Raw genomic sequence first — 17,868 nt, 5'->3', positions numbered from 1 at the left:
AATGCTAAAAATACGCTAATTAAGCGAAAAATAGAACCCTTTAGTATAAAAACTGTGTTTTTTTAGGGAATAGGCACGAATATTCATTATATTAATCAAAAATAAGAAGCTATTACTTCTTTAAAGAACCTTTGAAAACTACTGTGAAGTTGTATGATTAGGAATAAAAATTAAATTGATACTTTCATTTTTATAATTGATTGATAGTTTGATGCATACTACTAGACATTTTTCTTTGACCTCCAAATAGGATGGGAGAAAAGCCTATTCAAAGTCCCTCCTTGGGAGGGATTTAGGGAGGTCAAGTATTTTTGTCTAGTAGTATGAGATTAGATGTTTACATCCGTAATCCGTAATTTTTAATTCGTAATTGTTTCTTAGTGATTGCGAAAACGCTATTTTTGTAAAATTCCTTGTGTTTTTAAAGAAAAAATACGCATATTGCATAGTCATTTGCTTAACTCAACTAAAACTAGAAAAAAATAAAATATGATTCAGAATTATTTATTAATTCTATCAAATCATAATAAAATGTTATTTTTTATCGTTTTATATCGTTTGGTTTTGTAACATAGAATAATCCGTCCAAAAATTGATATTATATTGCCTTTTTGAATAATGAATATATATATAAAACTTGTACTACTTTGTCTCTTTATGGTTGCTTTTACAGGAGGAACTGTTTTCTACTTTGTAGATATGGAATCAAGAGAGACCTTAGAAAGACAAATTACAGCACGTATTGAAAAACAATCCTCATTTGCTATCGGTAATATCGACCGTTTTATTTATGAGCGTGTTACAGATATTCAGCAACTTTCTCAAGACCCAATTCTTGCAGATGAGTCTATTAGTCAAGCAGAGCTAACTGACCGTATTAAAGAACTTCAACTCAAAAATGGAATGTATAAAAGTATTTCATTTTTTGACCCTACTCGCCTTCGTTTAGCTGATTCTCGCAACTTAAATATTGGCAAAACACACGACCTTACCACCTATTGGGAAAAAATAGACCAAGGACAACAAGAAGTAACGATGGATATTTCGCCTTCTGCCTCACTTCAAATTCCTGTAATGCACTTTGCTGCTGTTGTCAGAAATGATATGGGAACACGTGTAGGTACAGTCGTTACACGTGCAGATTTATCTTGGATTAATAGTATTTTTGAAGAATCTATGGCTACTGATTCACTTATGAGAAATGCAGATATTAATCTTTTAGATAAAGAAGGAACAATATTATATTCGAATACTAATCCTGATGGAGTATTAAAGGAAAAGTATTACGATATGAAACAACTAACCTACTTTGCAGAAAATGATAAAGAGAAATATCATGTTTTTGGAGATAAAATCTACTTTTATACATTAGAAACAGGATATTTGAGTTATGCTGGTAATAATTGGATTCTTCTGATTGCTCTGCCTAAAGATGTGGTTTACGAGCCTATTTATGATTTGCGTAGAAGTATAGGAATCATGTTAGGAATTGTTATTTTGTTAGGTTCGGGAATTGCTTTTGTAGTAGCTCGTCTGTTTGCCAAACCTATTTTGAGTCTTACAGCATCTGCAAAGAAAATGGGAGAGGGAAATCTAGAAGCCGTTCCAAACATCAAAACACGAGACGAAATAGGAAAACTAGCACAGAGTTTCGGACAAATGGCAAACAAGTTAAAAGCTAAAATGAGAGAACAAGACGAACTCAACATCGAACTTGCTGCCATAAATGAGCGTATAGAATCAAAATATGTACAGATTAATGAACAAAAAGTAGAAATTGAACTTTCAAAAGACCAAATTGAGATGCAGAATAGTGCGCTCGGAGAGGCTTTTAAGGAAATTGAGAAACAAAATAAATCTATTACTTCAAGTATTCATTATGCAGAGCGCATTCAGCGTTCGACGCTACCAGAACATGATATTTTTAATAAATACTTTCCTGAGTCTTTTGTTCTTTACAAACCTCGTGATATAGTTTCAGGTGATTTTTACTGGTTTGATGAGATTGTACGAGATGGAAAACGTCATTTAATGTTTGCCGTTGGAGATTGTACAGGACACGGAGTACCAGGAGGTTTTATGTCTATGCTTGGAAATAACCTACTCACAACCGTAGTAACCATTGGAGGACAAATAGAACCTGCTATCGTTTTGGAAGAAGTAGATTATGATATTAGAAAAGTGCTGCATCAAGACGAACACTCTGAAAATAGTCAAGATGGAATGGAAATCGCCTTTTGTACGGTTGAATTAGATACACTCAAAATGAAATACTCAGGAGCGCATCGTTCTTTATATTTCTTTAGAAATGGAGAGTTTACTGAAATAAAAGCAGATAGAGCTTCTTTAGGGGGAGTAAGTAAAATTCGTAAGAAAAGAAAACTTACAAACCTACAACTTACCACACACGAAATTCAACTTCAAAAAGATGATGTTTTTTATCTTTTTTCTGATGGCTATAAAGACCAATTTGGAGGAGAACTAGGACGTATTTTTTCTAGTAAGCGTTTTAAAAACTTATTAAAAGAAATTCATCAGCAACCCATGAAACAACAAATGGAAAGATTAGATAAAGAAGTAATGGCTTGGAGTAAAATTTCTGATCAAAAACAAACAGATGATATTATCGTACTGGGTGTAAGAGTAACAAGTTCAGGTTTGGAGATGTAAAAAAAATAATTGGCGTATATTAGTCTGATTCTTTTATAAATTTAATGCCTTCTTACAAGCAGTTTATCGATAATAAAGCTTATTACATCTTTAATATAAAGAATATTTCACACCTTTTTCAATAAAATTGCTATTTGGCAAGACAGTTGTATTATAGCTAATAACTTTAAAAATTTAATTTAGTAAAACTCACAAAACACTATTTATCAACTAACCTTTGAATGATAAATAGTTTTAAGAAAAGCTAGAAACAAACTAAAAAGAAATAGTTATTTTTACATTTTTCAAGTAGTTTCTCAATTAATATAGAAAGTTGGTAATGTATTTGTATATTCTCTGTATATATCTTTAAATAATTTAATATATTATTAAAATATATCAAAAATATAATATTCAATATTCTAAATTAGTTTAGCTTTTTTTAACAAAATAAGTTAATTCCAAAAATAATCTTTATTCTAAACTCTAAAACTGTATAGCCATTATGACAAAAGTATATGCTGGTATTGTAGGCGTTATTTTCTTGATGTTCAGCACTGCTGCAACAATGAACATGAGTCCAAAAGATGATTTTATTAAATCAATCATCGAATCTATTCCAAACCCATTAGAACTTACCACTCTTATTAAAGAAACTGGTACAGAGTATGTAAAAAGTGAACTTGCTAATTCTTCTTCTGCAAGTAAATACACAGACAGTTATGAACGTGCGCTCAATTTAGGTATTTACGGAACAGACTTAGGTTTTGCAAGTATCTACAACAAAAACCAAGATGTATTAGATTATCTTTCTGCTATCAAAGAACTAGCAAATGGTCTTAATATTGGACAATTCTTTGACGCTGAAACATTGAAAGACCTTACTTCTAATAGTGATAACTTAGAGGAGCTTATCCGTAGTTCTACTCGTAACTTACAAGACATTAATGAGCAGCTTCAAACTGAAAAGCGTGAACACTTGAGCGTTTTGTTTGTAACAGGTGGCTGGATTGAATCTACTCATTTACTTGCTGATATGCACAAAAAAACAAAGAATGCTAAATTGAAAGAGCGTTTGGCAGAGCAAAAGTTAGTTCTTGACCGTCTTATGATGGCTTTAGATGCACACAAAACGCAGCCTAAATTTAACTCCCTTATTGCACAGCTTAAAGAAGTGCAGAAAGTATATCGCAATGTAAAAGAAGTAACTACTGAAGGAAAAACAGAAACTGTAATTACTGAAGATGGTCCTGTAACTAAAAGTACCTCTACTACTACTTTTACAATGTCTGACAAACATGCATCAGAACTTGGTGCATTATTGAACGGTATCCGTAGTGGATTTGTAAAGTAATCTTCAAATCAAGTATTTATCATTATAAGATAAAAATAGAAAAACCTATCAAATTAATTTTTGATAGGCTTTTTTGTGTAAAATTTTGTCTAAACTATTTTTCAAACGAATCGTTCTTAAAGTCTCAAAGCAAGAATTATAATTACTTTTCCATAAAAATATTTTCTCAAAATATATGGCTTACAACGAACTCAAAAGCAACCAACTTTTAGAACTCAAAACAATTCAAGACCTCAAAAATGCAGGATATCAACCAAAATCTATTAAAGAAGAATTAAGAGATAATCTAATCCATAGCTTACAAAATAATGGTAATCCATTTGAAGGAATTTATGGCTACGAACAAACCGTTATTCCTGACATAGAAAGAGCCATTCTTTCACGTCATAATATCAACCTTTTGGGGCTTCGTGGACAGGCAAAAACACGTATTGCTCGTTTGATGGTGGGTCTTTTAGACGAATATATTCCTGTTGTCAAAGGTTCTGAACTCAACGATGACCCTCTTAGTCCTCTTTCTCGTTTTGCAAAAGATTTAATTGCAGAAAAAGGAGACAATACAGAAATTGAATGGCTTCATAGAAATGAACGCTATACAGAAAAATTAGCAACTCCTGATGTAACTGTTTCAGATTTGATTGGCGATGTCGATCCTATTCGTGCAGCTAATTTAAAATTGAATTATTCTGATGAACGAGTTATTAATTTTGGTCTTATTCCACGTTCTCACCGTTGTATTTTTGTAATAAACGAACTTCCAGACCTTCAAGCAAGAATACAGGTTGCACTTTTTAATATTTTACAAGAGGGAGATATTCAGATTCGTGGTTTCAAATTGCGTCTTCCTTTAGATATTCAGTTTGTCTTTACTGCCAATCCAGAAGATTATACCAATCGTGGAAGCATTGTAACACCTCTAAAAGATAGAATTGGAAGTCAGATTATTACGCATTATCCAACTACTTTAGAGATTAGTAAAAAAATTACGCATCAAGAATCTAGTCTTGCTAAAGCACAAAAAGAGAAAATTAAAGTAGGAGAAATAGCAACTGATTTGGTAGAGCAAATTTCTTTTGTAGCACGAGATAGTGAATATGTAGATGAAAAAAGTGGAGTTTCGGCTCGTTTGACAATTTCAGCATATGAAAATTTGGTTTCTGCTGCCGAACGTAGAATGCTTATCAATAACGAAAAATCGACTTCTGTCAGAATGAGTGATTTTAGAGGTGTTGTTCCTGCCATCGCTGGTAAAATAGAATTGGTATATGAAGGCGAACAAGAAGGTGCAGGTATTGTAGCTGAAAGTTTGATAAACAAATCTATTCGTGAGCAATTTTTACAATTTTTTCCAGACCCAGAAAAACAAAAGAAACTCAAAGAAGATGGTACGTATTATATGATGCTAAAATGGTTTGGAGACGGAAATACAGTTGATATTATGAATGATGCTTCACAGAAAGAATATGAAAAGCAATTGAAGCAAGTTCCTTTATTAGAAAAAATCGTAACCCTAAAACATCCAAAAGCAAAAGGCGATGAAAAGCTATTTTTGATGGAATTTTTGTTACATGGTTTGGCTGAATACTCTGCTTTAAATAAAAATGTTTTGGCAAACGGAATGGTTTTTAAAGATTTATTTAGTTCAATGTTCTCAATGCCAGAAGAAGGAGATGATGATGAATACTAGGAATTGGGAATTAGGACATGGAAGCTAGGAATTAGGACATGGGAATTAGAGAATACATTTTTTGCCGTTGTTGGTGTTTTATCGTAGCGACATCAACAACTAATTAACGATTTTTGATTAATAAAATATAAAAACTATGAATTACAAACTTTTTGGAAAAAGTGGTTTGCGTGTTTCAGAACTTTGCTTAGGTACAATGACTTTTGGCGAAGAATGGGGAAATGGTGCAGACAAAGAAACAAGTAAAAAAATGTTCGAAACCTTCGCTAATGCAGGAGGAAATTTTTTGGACACAGCCAATCGTTACACAGAAGGAACAAGTGAAAAATATGTAGGTGAGTTTATTCATTCTGAAAGAGATTATTTCGTTTTGGCTACAAAATATACGCTTTATGAAAATAAAAAAGACCCAAACGGTGCAGGAAATCATCGTAAAAATATGATGCGTTCGGTAGAAGCAAGTTTGAAACGCTTGAATACTGACTATATAGATTTACTTTGGGTGCATATGTGGGATGGAACAACACAAGAAGAAGAAGTCATGCGTGGACTTGACGACCTTATTAGTAGTGGAAAAGTTCATTATATCGGAATTTCTGATACTCCTGCTTGGGTAGTTTCGAAGGCAAATACATTGGCTCACTTTAGAGGTTGGTCGCAATTTGTTGGTTTACAGATTGAATGGAGTTTGATTGAACGTACTGTTGAAAGAGATTTGATTCCGATGGCTAATGATTTTGACCTTGCCATTACGCCTTGGAGTCCGTTGGGTTCTGGCATTTTGACAGGAAAGTATAATGAAAAAATGATTGAAGGAGGTCGTCTTTCATCTGAAAGTGTAAAATACAACGAACATAATCTCAAAATTGCCAAAAAAGTAGTAGAAATTGCTAAAAACTTAGGTGTTTCTCCTGCTCAAGTTGCATTAGCGTGGCTCAAAGCACAAGATTCGAAAGTTATTCCAATTATTGGAAGCCGAAACGTAAATCAATTAGAAGATTCTTTGGGTTGTTTGAAGGTTGAACTATCAAACGATAACTTAGAAGAATTACATAAAGTAAGTAAAATTGACTTGGGATTTCCTCATAAGTTTTTGAAATCTGATAATGCTCAAAATCTTATTTTTGGAGATAATAAGGATAAAATCATTCGATAAAAGGTTTAAATCTTCAAACTTCTACAATATCCAAATATATATCCATAGAATTGACTTTAGAAAATCAATTCTATGGTTTTTTTGATTTCTTTATCTTCCATCCAATGATGAAACAGAATCAGCCTGTTTTATATAAAGTTGTTGCTTTTCTTTATCTTTCTCTATTCCGTACAATCTAGCTATTGTTCTGTATAATTCCTCTGATTTTGGAAAGTAAATAATTGCTCCTTCAAGTGTATAAATTGCTTTGGTTACTTTTCCTTCGGCTTCATACAGGTTACTTAATTTAAGATAAGCATCTAAATTACGTTTGTTTTTACTGACAGCTTTCATATACAAACCAACAGCATCTTTTGTTTTATTCTTTGTCGAATCGTTCAAGCTTTCATTTACATAAATATTTGCCATTCTGTAATAGGCATCTCCGACAACTTCATTATAATCGCTATTATTAAAAGAAACAACCAAACCATAAGCTGCCGTAGCAGAATCAGGCTCTTCCAAAAACTCATAGGTTTGCCCTAAATATAAAAATGCTTTTGGATTCATTTCTAAAATTCCCCATTGCTTAAAACATTCCACAGCTTGATGATAATCCCCATTAATCAAACACATTTTTCCATATTCTTCTTGTGTTACAATAGATTGTGGATTAATTTGGATGGCTCTTTTGTAGTAACGTCCTGCTTTGTCTTCTTGCCCCAAATCGGTATAAACTGTTCCTAAAAGTGCAATTGCATCAGCATAACTTGGGTGTATCGTAACGGCTTTTCTAAGTTGGTCAGCTGCTTTTTCTAAATACCTTTTCTTTTGCCTAAATGAAACTGTACTGTCAGCTTCTATAATATAACTCCTACCGAGCATATAACGAAGACGAACACTATTAGGCGAGTTATTGACATCAGCTTTCATTAATGTCATATCGTTTTTCCAAGATTCATTTCTAACAATTGTTTTGATGCTATAAAGAATCAAAACTAAAGAAGTTCCTACAAAAGTATAAGTATAAACCCACCTTGCAGCTCCTTTTTTATTTGCCACAAACCAACCGAATAAATCATAAAGCCCAAAAGCAGTAGCAATACAAAAGGCTAAAGAAGGTAAGTAGAGCAACCTTTCTGAAATGATAGTACCAGGAGAGAGGAAGACAAATTCATCAGGATTGATTAAAAATTCAGTTACATAAATAAATAATAGATAACCTATAAAGTAAAAATAAGTAAAAGTATAAATTCCCTTTTTTCTGATATTAGCAACTGAAATAACACCTGCTCCAACAATTCCCAAAAATGTCATGACTACACGAATATCTGTCCATTCTTTAAGTGTAATCTGATTAAAAGAATAATCATGAGAAAGATTAATAGGAGCAATAAGAAGTTCAATATACTTAGCAAAAGCAAAAATGAGTGTACTTATCTTTTGAGATAAATCAGCGTTTGCAAATGGATTATTCAAAATACTGTGCATCAAATGTGCTTGTTCTATATCTTTTGTAAAAAACTCCCTAAGTTGCCAATAACCAAATGCCGTAAATAGAATTGGAATTGCTAAAACAAAAATATCTACTTTTCTGAGTGGTATAAAATAATAGAGAATTAAAGGCAAAATAAACATAAAAGAAATTGCTGTCTCTTCTGTCAAGAGAGCCAAGAAAAATGATATTGCAACTAACGGAAGATAAACAAAACGAATCGCTCCTCTAGCAAAAGCTGTGCGAAGCAATAAATAAGTCATCAGAAGTAGCCATAAAAAAGAAAGAAGTTCATTACGACCTTTTATACTTGCTACAATTTCGGTATGAACAGGATGGGCAATAAAAATAACAGTAGCTACAAAAGCTAGAATCTTGCGAGGTCGTTCTTCCAAATAACCAGCAAAAATCCGATTCAGAACAGATAACAAAAGCATTCCTGTAAGTGCATATAAAAGTACATTTATGATATGACTTATATGTGGGCTTTCTCCAAAGAGCGTATATTCAATAGCAAACGTAAGTAACGTAACAGGCTGATAATGTTCATTGGCAGGAATAAATTTGGCTTGTCTATCATTTACTTCTGCATAACTATCCTGTTTGAAGATATTCATAATTCCATCTACTCCCAAGCCTTTATGTGCCATATCACTCTGAGAAAGCAAACGAGAACCTTCTGTTGCATATTCGTGCGTGAAGGTATTTGCATAAATACCAATTGCAAAAACAACTAGAAAAATACGTTGAAAGATAAGACTGGAAAGCCACTCTCTACCTAAATAACGAGTGAATTTTTGAAGAGATAAAAGAAAGGTAGAACGTTTTTTCATCAAAAATTTATATTAAACAATTAGATTATTCTATTTTAAACTATATGATTATTTTTTATAGCCTATTTAACTCAATAATATTTAAAAATAATAGATAGATATTGATTTTCCTAAACAGAAAACGAAATAATTAAGAATTAATTAAGTACATAAACCAACCCTATTATGATTACAAATAAGTTAGAATTTAATAATGAAGTTAAATAGTGTTTAATTCTTATTAAATAGCTTCGTAAAGCTAACCAAACAAAGTTCAATTCGTTTACCAAAAAGAATTTATCAATCGGCTTTTTCAATTTACTCGTCGAAATAAATCACATATTCATATTTTCAAGCTAAAAATAAGCTAAGAAACGCCTTTTTTATATTTTATTTTCCACTCTCTTACTTCTTATGAACCGACAATTATTCTCATTGGTTTTTGTTATTATACTTCTTTTATTAGATGTTTATATTTTTCAACTCATCAAAACGCTTACTCTTTCTTCTTCTGAAACCACTCGCCGAACGATTCATTTTATTTATTGGGGAGTAAATTTTCTTACGCTTGGAGGAATTATAGTCTATAACTTCTTTCCTGCTGACCAAATTCCTTATACGTTCAGACAGTTTTTACTGACTTGGGCGTTTATGCTCTATATCTCCAAAATCTTTGGTGCTTTATTCTTAATTATTGATGATGTAATTCGTCTTTTTACGTGGATATATCATAAAATAAATCCTTCTTCTATTTCTGACGTAATAGGAACGACAGCTCAAAGTTCAGAAGAAATAAAAGAGGGAGCAGACAAAATTCCTCGTTCAGAGTTTTTGATGAAAGCTGGTGTTGTCGCAATGGCAACTCCTTTGGTTACGCTTAGTTGGGGAATTGTCTCAGGAGCGCATGATTATACAGTCAGAAAAAAAACAATCGTTTTGCCAAATCTTCCAAAGGCTTTTGATGGAATAAAAATGGTTCAGATTTCAGATGTTCATTCAGGAAGTTTTTTTAATAAGAAAGCTGTTGAGGGTGGAATTGATTTGATAATGAAACAAAAACCTGATGTAATTTTCTTTACTGGCGACCTTGTAAATAATATGGCAACTGAAATGAAGGATTATCAAGATATTTTTAGTAGGCTCAAAGCTCCAATGGGTGTTTATTCTGTCTTAGGAAATCATGATTATGGTGATTATGTGCGTTGGGAATCACCAGCAGCCAAACGCAAAAACTTAGAAGACTTGAAGCAAACACATGGTAGAATGGGTTGGAAATTACTAATGAATGAAAATCACTTCTTAGAAACCAATAATGAAAAAATTGCTATTATTGGAATAGAAAATTGGGGTGCAAAGGGAAATTTTGCTCGTCATGGCGATTTAGAGAAAGCCTATCAAGGAACGCAAGATGCGCCTGTCAAAATTTTACTTTCTCACGACCCTAGTCATTGGGATGCACAAGTAAATGGTTCAAAGTCAAATCTTTACACAGAGAGTTTTGATAAAGCTGGTATTAAAAAACGAGCCTTTAATGATATTGATTTAACATTGGCAGGACACACACACGGAATGCAGTTTGGTATTGATACAGAAGTTTTTAAATGGAGTCCAGTAAAATACATGTATGAGCAATGGGCAGATTTATACAAGCACGAAAACCAATATTTGTATGTCAATCGTGGCTTTGGTTATTTGGGCTACCCTGGTAGAATTGGGATTTTGCCTGAAATTACGGTCTTAGAACTAAAATCAGCCTAAAATTAGCACAATTCTTTTGATAGAAAATTTTATACAAAACCTTGAAAATAAAGAACTTAAATCAGAACTCAAAATTTGAAGCCTGTTTTATCTAAAATTTCTTCAAAAATTTTCATTAATCTATTGCATGTCTAAGAAAGATTCGTACCTTTGCATCGTAGTCAGCGTGACTAGCTCCTGCTGAACTCCCCCAGGGTCGGAAGGCAGCAAGGGTAGGTGGTTGAGCGGTGTATTGCTGACTACATTTTTTATAAATTCTATTTGAGAGTTTTTAAAAAACATAAGATATTCAAAAGGCATTTTTAAATCAAGTTTTAAGCTGATTTAGAAATGCCTTTTTTTATTTCAATGTATTGATTTATTTAGCTTTAATATTTTCAATAAAATAGTGTTTATAACTCAATGATTTTTAAGTAGTTACTGAAAAGATAAAAAATAATAGAAAAAATAAATCTTTTTTACTTGCATCTCCAAGAAAAAATAGTACCTTTGCATCGTGGTCGGCGTGACTAGCTCCTGTTGAACTCCCCCAGGGTCGGAAGGCAGCAAGGGTAGATGGTTGAGCGGTGTATTGTCGGCTACATTTTCTTATTAAGAATACAAGACATTCTTGAATTGTTATACATAAAAATTATACAATTCTATCCTATTATAAAAAGCATTTCTAATTTAGTTTGGAAATGCTTTTTTTTGTTATTTAATTTTTGATTAAAATCTCATCTGTAATGAATATTTTATTTTGTACATTTTCAAAGTTGATATTTTTTATATCTATTTGTCTAACTATTTTATCTTGTTCACAGGCTCAGAAGCTAAATGAAGAGCAAGAAGAATACATCAGTAAGACTGTTGAGTTTTACAATAATAGAAACTATGACAGTGCAATTTATTATAGTGATAAGGTTTTAGATTTTAATCCTAAAAATGATATAGCTTGGAGAATAAAAGGCGTTGGTTTATATTTTCTTGGCAAAGAAGAAGAAGCTGAGAAAGCATTGAGTAATGCCATAAATATTAACCCAAATAATGCAGAAAGTCATAAATATAGAGCTACTATTTATCATCTAAATGGAGAACATAGAAAAGCAATTTCTGACTATGACTTTTACTTAAAAAATGAACCAAATGATGAACTTGCATTAGCAGGAAAAGCTAAATCATATTTGAGATTGAAAGAGTATAGAAAAGCAATAGAAACTTATGATTATCTTTTAAGCCTTAAAATACCACCTTTCTCTAAAGTTCTTAATTTAAGTGGAAGAGCATTAGTTTATATGGAGTTAAAGCAGTACGAAAAAGCGCAAGAGAGTATTGAAGAAGCATTAGAAATAGGTGTAGAGTCTTATATTCCTTTATCTACTCAATCAGAAATTTTGTTGCAAAAAGGAGATTATCAACAATCATTAATCGTAGCTAAAGAAGCCTTGAAACTAACTAAGTTATATCAAGATGAGGAGTTAAGAAAAGAGTTAGCTGTTTACTCAAAAGGACATATAGGATATGTAAAACACAAGTTAGGAAATACAGAAGAAGGACTAGGGGAAGTTTTGGCTTCTTTGGAAGAAATGCCTACTAACAGCTATGTTTACAAACATTTAGCTTTAATTTCTTTTGATTTAGGTAAGAAAGAAGAAGGTTGTCAATATATAGAAAAAGGGCTAGAGTTAGGATTTACAAAAATGTTTGGAACTGAAATGGAAGAACTCAAGCAAGAAAAGTGTACAAATTAAGAAATACGAAATAGCTTTCAAAAAAGATAAAAGTTTAAATTTTTGGAAAAAGGGTTAGTTTATTGCGTAAATTTAGAGTAGAATAGGTTTCAATACATTTACTTTCACTACAAATCTTTATTATTATGAATACTCAATATTCAATCAAGTTTTTTCTGATAGCTTTTATCATATTATTTTCTGGTCAGTCAATCGCACAAGTTGCCCCTAATCAAGATAAAAAGCTAAAAAAAGGAGCTGTAATCTCTCAGACTGCTCAAAAACCTAAAATAGTTACGGTTACAACTACACAGCAGTTTTTAGATGCGATTGCTTCGAATACAACTATTCAACTCAAAGGGCATTCTTTTTATATTTCTGATGTAGCAAATCCAAATAATTCAAGTGAAAATTATAATTTTAGAGAAGTCTATGATGGGTATGAATTACTTATTCACGATGTTAAAAACTTCAAAATTATAGGTTTGGGCAAAAATCCTGTTCGTTTGTACACAAAACCAGACTATGGAAATGTAATTGCTTTTAATAATTGTGATAATGTAACTATTGAAAATGTAGATGCAGGACATGGAGCAAGTAAAGGTTCTTGTGTTGGTGGCGTTTTCAAAATAGAAAATACAAAGAATTTTTATATCAAAAATACAATTATGTATGGAAGTGGAATTGAAGGAATTACGACTGATAATGTAACAAATTTGGTTTGTACAAACTCATTTATTAGAAGTTGTACCTATTCTATCATGACGCTTACAGGTTCAAAGAATATTCGTTTTGAGAATTGTGTTTTTGAAGACAATAAAGAATATGATTTGGTAAACATTACAAGTTGTTCTAATGTGAGTTTTAAAAATTGTTTTTTTGAAAAAAATCGCACTTCAGAATCTACTTCTTATTCAGATTATTCGGTATTCAAAGTAACTGAATCTAGCAAAATTGCATTAGAAGGCTGTTTTGTAGAAGCAAATGCAGCAGATTATCTTTGTAATGACGAAAAATCTTTGATACTCAAAAATACAGAAGTTAATCATAATGATTTTACGAAAGGAAAGTTTAAAAAATAGTAGCTTAATTAGCTTACCTTTAACTGGAATAAAGCAGTTTTATAGTTTTATAGGAAATGGTTAATGAATAATTATGTAAATTCGTTTTTAATTTTATCCTAAAAGTTTGTTTCAAACCCTAAGGGTCTCTGAAGACCCTTAGGGTTTTAGTAAAAATATATGCAATTTCTCAATCCTTCTCTTCTTTGGGCTTTGTCTTTGATGATTATTCCCATAATTATCCATCTTTTCAACTTTCAACGTCCGAAAAAAGTATTATTTACCAATGTCGAATTTTTAAAAGAAGTTCAGCAGGTTTCTAAATCAAGAAATCGTTTGAAACATATCTTGATAATGCTTACTCGTATGGCATTTATTGGACTGTTAGTATTAGCTTTTGCACGTCCTATTTTGCCTTCTCAAAATGCAGATTCCTCTTCTCTTTCTGCTAGTCAGCAAATTTCAATTTATTTAGATAATTCGTTTAGCCTTCAAAACGAACAAGACAACAAACGACTTTTAGATTTGGGAGCGACCTATGCACAAACGATTCCAGAGCTTTTTCCAAAATCGGCTACTTTTCAACTTTTAGATAATTCTTTTGAAGGAAATACTAATTTTTTCTATCCAAAAACGAATATATCAGACAAACTCTCTACTATTGATTTTAGTGGAATTAATCGCAATATTGAAGAAATTTATAAGAAACAACTTCGCACTTTTGAAGCAAAATCAAATCAAAGTAATGGAAACGGAGGACATATATTTTGGATTTCAGATTTTCAAAAAAATAATCTTCCAAACCTTAATAAACTAGTATTTGATTCAGCTTATAATTACTATGTTTTGCCAGTTTCTCCAACAAAAACCTCTACTTTGCTCATTGATTCAGTTTGGCTAGATAATCCATTCGTACAGCCTAATACGCCACAAAATATAACTATTCGTGTCAGAAATTTGGGAACAGAAGCTATTGAAAATAAAAGTTTACAGCTTTTTATAGATGATAATCAAGTTTCGGCAAGTGTAGTAAGTTTGGCAGCGCAGAGTTCGAAGGAAATAGAGATGAACTTTTCTGTAACCAAAACAACAGGAACAGTTTCAGCCAAAATAAGTATCGAAGATTATCCAGTTTTGTTTGATAATGATTACTTTTTTACGCTCAGAATTGCACCAAAGATAAATATTCTAAATATATTTGAAAGGCAAAGTGAGGCGCAAACTTATATAAAGAACGTCTTTACAAATGCAGATTTCTTTATTTTTTCAGCTACTTCTACTCAAAATTTAGATTATAATGTACTGCAAAATACAGATTTGGTAGTTTTGGAAGGGATTTCTTCGATTGATGAAGCCTTACAGAGAGCATTGAGAAAATTTCTTTCTAGTGGTGGAAATGTTTTGGTTTTTCCTGCTCCTAACTCAAAACCTACAGATTTTAATTCTGCCTTAGGAATTTCTGTTCGTGGAATAAATGCAGAAGCTGGAGTTGGTTTGGCTCTTTTGCCTCCTTCTGAAAATGAACCATTCTTTGAAGGTGTTTTTGAGCAAATTTCGCCTTCTATGTCTATGCCTGTCGCAACTTCTACTTGGTCTGGCTTATCTTCTGGGCAGTCTATTCTAAAATTTAGAAACGGGCAGCCATTCTTGATGCGCCAACAGACAGCAGAGGGAAATGTTTTTGTTTGTGCTGCGCCTTTAGGAAATAATTGGAGTGGATTTGGAAAACATGCTCTTTTTGTTCCCACAATGTACAAAATTGCGCTAAGTAGTTTGTCCCAAGCTGATTTACTAGCTTATAATTTGGAGGAACAAACAGCTATCTTGTCTTTAGATTCGCTTCAAAAAAATAGTGTTTTTGAGTTAGTTTCTGCAAATCAAAGCTCTAACAATGCTCAAGCAATGAATGGAGTTATTCCTGCTCAACGTATTTCTGGAAATAAAATCATTTTTGAAATTCCTCGTTCTTCTCTGAAAGCAGGTGTTTATCAGCTTCGTAATAAACAAACTGGGAAGGTAGAAACTTTATTAGCTTTCAATTATTCAAGAAAAGAATCTTATTTAGATTTTCATACGAAGGAAGAACTCACAACAGCGTGGGCAGAGAACTCAAATGTTCAGGTTTTTTCACTAGATGGAGAAGATGCGAAAGATTTTGCCACAACTTTTAAAGAAAAAAATTCAACTATTCCTCTTTGGAGATATTTTATTGTTGCTGCTTTGGTCGCTGTTTTTGTGGAAGTAGTTTTGGCTAGAGTTTTTAGTAGAGCTTCAGATTAATGATAATGAAATTTGAGCCTTTGAGTAAAGGGTTATATTAGCTTTTTATCAACTATTTTAGTTACTAACTGATGTTGCAATTAAAAAAAATGAAACCCATAACTTTAGTTATGGGAAAGCAAAACAGCCTGTTTTCCCACAATTAAAATCGTGAGTTTCGTTATATGATAAATTTGTAGAAATTTTATCTTTGTGTAATATCAGTTACTAATAAAAAGCTATTCTCAACCCAAGTTTGCTTTCGCTTTCAATAAACTACCTATTATTATTATACAACATATACGTATAATGATTTCCATACACTTTGAGAAGGTTCTTGATATTCCCATCTCATTCCTTTTTTGGCAAAATAATTAGCTATTTTTTGAGCTTCTTCTTCTGATGTTGCTTCCCAACAAATCCACGTCTTAGGTTTGCCGAGTTCTCTTTTCATAGCGACTGGGTTTGCAGTTACCCCAATACACATATTTTTGTATTTCTTTTTCCAAAATAAAAGTACACGTTCTTTACGGTAGTCTGCTTCACGTTCGATAGCTTTTGCGATTCTTTGTAGCTTACTCATACTTCTAGATATTTAAGATTAATATTATTTTGTAGTTAAGATAAAGAGGTTGGCTAGACAAATTGTCTTTCTTTATCCTCTTTCTATACTACAAATATAGAAGCGTAGAACGTAAAGGATTTGAGGTCTAAATTATTTTTTAGAAATAAATTAAAAATCTGTTGAAAGTATTATGATTGTATGATAATTTTTGAATTTTTCTTTCTTAGGAACATTTCATCCTCCTTGACGGCAACGCCTCAACGACGGTTTGAAATTCTATTTTCCCAACCGTCAACGAGGCTCTGCCGTCGTTGAGGATTAAAAAACAATTATTCCAAAACCCTAAGGGTCTTCGAAGACCCTTAGGGTTTAAAACTGCACTAGGAGTTGATTTTTTTAGCGATAAGATTTCAGTTACTTTTTTTATTGTAAAAAGATAGCTATTTGTCGTTGGTGGGGACACCAACAACGGCTGCCATTGTCGGTGTGAACACTGACAATAACACAATAAATATATTATTTCCCAACTAGCAAGATGAGAAGTACCTTATCAAATATTACTTTACTCCTTTCAAAATACGTATTACTTCTCTTTTAAAAACATAAATACGTAAATAAGTCATCAATAAAGAGATAGGAAAAATGATATAGGCTATACTTGTGTAGTATAAAGAATCATATTTTAGTAGTGTTTTTTCAGAAATTACAAAGGAAACACACAGAGCAAGAATAAAAATAGCAAACCAAACCAGCATAAAGAGTTTTGTTAAATCAGTAACACTTATTACTATTTGTACTTTTGTGCCTGTTTTTTCTTCAATTAGTTTGCCTTCAACTTTTTGTATTGGAGATTTAGATACGAGTTGTCTTTTGAGTGTGAAGGTTTGGTCGGAGTGATTAAAAGCAAATTCTTTGAAAGATGTAAATGCAATTTTAAGAGGTACTATTTCAGCATTTACTTCTTTTTCTATTCTTTCTAGTATTTGAGAGGAAGTAAGAGAGGTTTCTATCGTAAAATTTGAATTGGGTAATAAGATATTTTTCATAAGTGATAACGGTTAATATATTGTATGAAGTTGAGTATCTACAAATTACATTATTGCATATTTATAAAAAAAAAATTGGTTGTTTGACAATTTTTGCACTTTCCTTTTTTTTTAAAATTGTCTTGTGTTTTAAATTGGTCTGTACTGAAAGTCTGACCAGTTTAAAATAAGCATTTGTAGTTTAAAAAGGCTTATTTTGTCCAAGTCAGACCTTAGGTACAGACTTAAACAAAATAAAAGATAGAGTTATTTTGGATTACCAAAAAACTACTAACAAAGGTTTATTCAATCCTCGTTGACGGCAACGCCTCAACGACGGTTGATTTGCCAACTGTCAA

The 17,868-nt window shown here is 31.9% G+C and carries 11 protein-coding genes and 2 other RNA genes; 10 read left to right on the top strand and 3 right to left on the bottom strand.

Features of this window, described 5'->3' with window-relative positions; translation table 11 throughout:
- Positions 1–618: 618 nt before the first annotated feature.
- The 4 genes from WAF17_RS04020 to WAF17_RS04005 all read left to right on the top strand — a co-directional run bounded on the left by WAF17_RS04020 (position 619) and on the right by WAF17_RS04005 (position 6,846).
- A complete protein-coding gene (locus WAF17_RS04020) occupies positions 619–2,670 on the top strand; it encodes a SpoIIE family protein phosphatase (RefSeq protein ID WP_338766542.1) in 2,052 nt (683 codons plus the stop codon).
- Positions 2,671–3,154: 484 nt separating this feature from the next.
- A complete protein-coding gene (locus tag WAF17_RS04015) occupies positions 3,155–4,003 on the top strand; it encodes a hypothetical protein (protein WP_338766539.1) in 849 nt (282 codons plus the stop codon).
- 175 nt (positions 4,004–4,178) lie between these two features.
- Positions 4,179–5,690, top strand: a complete 1,512-nt coding sequence (locus WAF17_RS04010; RefSeq protein WP_338766536.1) for an AAA family ATPase — start codon at positions 4,179–4,181, stop codon at positions 5,688–5,690.
- Positions 5,691–5,826: 136 nt separating this feature from the next.
- Positions 5,827–6,846, top strand: a complete 1,020-nt coding sequence (locus tag WAF17_RS04005; protein WP_338766533.1) for an aldo/keto reductase — start codon at positions 5,827–5,829, stop codon at positions 6,844–6,846.
- Positions 6,847–6,936: 90 nt separating this feature from the next.
- Here the strand turns inward: WAF17_RS04005 and WAF17_RS04000 are convergent, their stop codons facing one another.
- A complete protein-coding gene (locus WAF17_RS04000; RefSeq protein WP_338766530.1) occupies positions 6,937–9,153 on the bottom strand; it encodes a tetratricopeptide repeat protein in 2,217 nt (738 codons plus the stop codon).
- Positions 9,154–9,546: 393 nt separating this feature from the next.
- Between WAF17_RS04000 and WAF17_RS03995 the strand changes: the two genes are divergently transcribed.
- The 6 genes from WAF17_RS03995 (at position 9,547) to WAF17_RS03970 (ending at position 15,940) form a co-directional block, all read left to right on the top strand.
- A complete protein-coding gene (locus WAF17_RS03995; protein WP_338766528.1) occupies positions 9,547–10,890 on the top strand; it encodes a metallophosphoesterase in 1,344 nt (447 codons plus the stop codon).
- A gap of 154 nt (positions 10,891–11,044) precedes the next feature.
- Positions 11,045–11,139, top strand: an RNA gene (ffs, locus tag WAF17_RS03990) — signal recognition particle sRNA small type.
- Positions 11,140–11,383: 244 nt separating this feature from the next.
- Positions 11,384–11,478: signal recognition particle sRNA small type (gene ffs / locus WAF17_RS03985), an RNA gene on the top strand.
- A 137-nt stretch (positions 11,479–11,615) separates the two neighbouring features.
- Positions 11,616–12,620 carry a tetratricopeptide repeat protein gene (locus WAF17_RS03980; RefSeq protein ID WP_338766526.1) on the top strand — a complete coding sequence of 335 codons (1,005 nt, stop codon included), beginning with the start codon at positions 11,616–11,618 and terminating at the stop codon, positions 12,618–12,620.
- A gap of 125 nt (positions 12,621–12,745) precedes the next feature.
- Positions 12,746–13,681 carry a right-handed parallel beta-helix repeat-containing protein gene (locus tag WAF17_RS03975; RefSeq protein ID WP_338766524.1) on the top strand — a complete coding sequence of 312 codons (936 nt, stop codon included), beginning with the start codon at positions 12,746–12,748 and terminating at the stop codon, positions 13,679–13,681.
- Positions 13,682–13,840: 159 nt separating this feature from the next.
- Positions 13,841–15,940: a BatA domain-containing protein gene (locus WAF17_RS03970; protein WP_338766521.1), complete on the top strand. Its 2,100-nt coding sequence runs from the start codon at positions 13,841–13,843 to the stop codon at positions 15,938–15,940.
- 268 nt (positions 15,941–16,208) lie between these two features.
- Here the strand turns inward: WAF17_RS03970 and WAF17_RS03965 are convergent, their stop codons facing one another.
- Complete coding sequence (locus WAF17_RS03965) at positions 16,209–16,502, bottom strand: hypothetical protein (RefSeq protein WP_338766520.1); 294 nt, start codon at positions 16,500–16,502, stop codon at positions 16,209–16,211.
- 539 nt (positions 16,503–17,041) lie between these two features.
- Positions 17,042–17,530 carry a hypothetical protein gene (locus WAF17_RS03960; protein WP_338766518.1) on the bottom strand — a complete coding sequence of 163 codons (489 nt, stop codon included), beginning with the start codon at positions 17,528–17,530 and terminating at the stop codon, positions 17,042–17,044.
- Positions 17,531–17,868 lie beyond the last annotated feature (338 nt).

Source organism: Bernardetia sp. ABR2-2B, assembly GCF_037126435.1.
Classification (GTDB): Bacteria; Bacteroidota; Bacteroidia; order Cytophagales; family Bernardetiaceae; genus Bernardetia.
This window is presented reverse-complemented; position numbering and strand designations above follow the sequence as displayed.

Bases quoted from the DNA above. Each gene is read 5' to 3' on its own strand.
- WAF17_RS04005 (WP_338766533.1), top strand. From the start codon at position 5,827: ATGAATTACAAACTTTTTGGAAAAAGTGGTTTGCGTGTTTCAGAACTT.
- WAF17_RS04010 (WP_338766536.1), top strand. From the start codon at position 4,179: ATGGCTTACAACGAACTCAAAAGCAACCAACTTTTAGAACTCAAAACA.
- WAF17_RS03965 (WP_338766520.1), bottom strand. From the start codon at position 16,502: ATGAGTAAGCTACAAAGAATCGCAAAAGCTATCGAACGTGAAGCAGAC.
- WAF17_RS03980 (WP_338766526.1), top strand. From the start codon at position 11,616: ATGAATATTTTATTTTGTACATTTTCAAAGTTGATATTTTTTATATCT.
- WAF17_RS03995 (WP_338766528.1), top strand. From the start codon at position 9,547: ATGAACCGACAATTATTCTCATTGGTTTTTGTTATTATACTTCTTTTA.
- WAF17_RS03970 (WP_338766521.1), top strand. From the start codon at position 13,841: ATGCAATTTCTCAATCCTTCTCTTCTTTGGGCTTTGTCTTTGATGATT.
- WAF17_RS03975 (WP_338766524.1), top strand. From the start codon at position 12,746: ATGAATACTCAATATTCAATCAAGTTTTTTCTGATAGCTTTTATCATA.
- WAF17_RS04020 (WP_338766542.1), top strand. From the start codon at position 619: ATGAATATATATATAAAACTTGTACTACTTTGTCTCTTTATGGTTGCT.
- WAF17_RS04015 (WP_338766539.1), top strand. From the start codon at position 3,155: ATGACAAAAGTATATGCTGGTATTGTAGGCGTTATTTTCTTGATGTTC.
- WAF17_RS04000 (WP_338766530.1), bottom strand. From the start codon at position 9,153: ATGAAAAAACGTTCTACCTTTCTTTTATCTCTTCAAAAATTCACTCGT.
- WAF17_RS03960 (WP_338766518.1), bottom strand. From the start codon at position 17,530: ATGAAAAATATCTTATTACCCAATTCAAATTTTACGATAGAAACCTCT.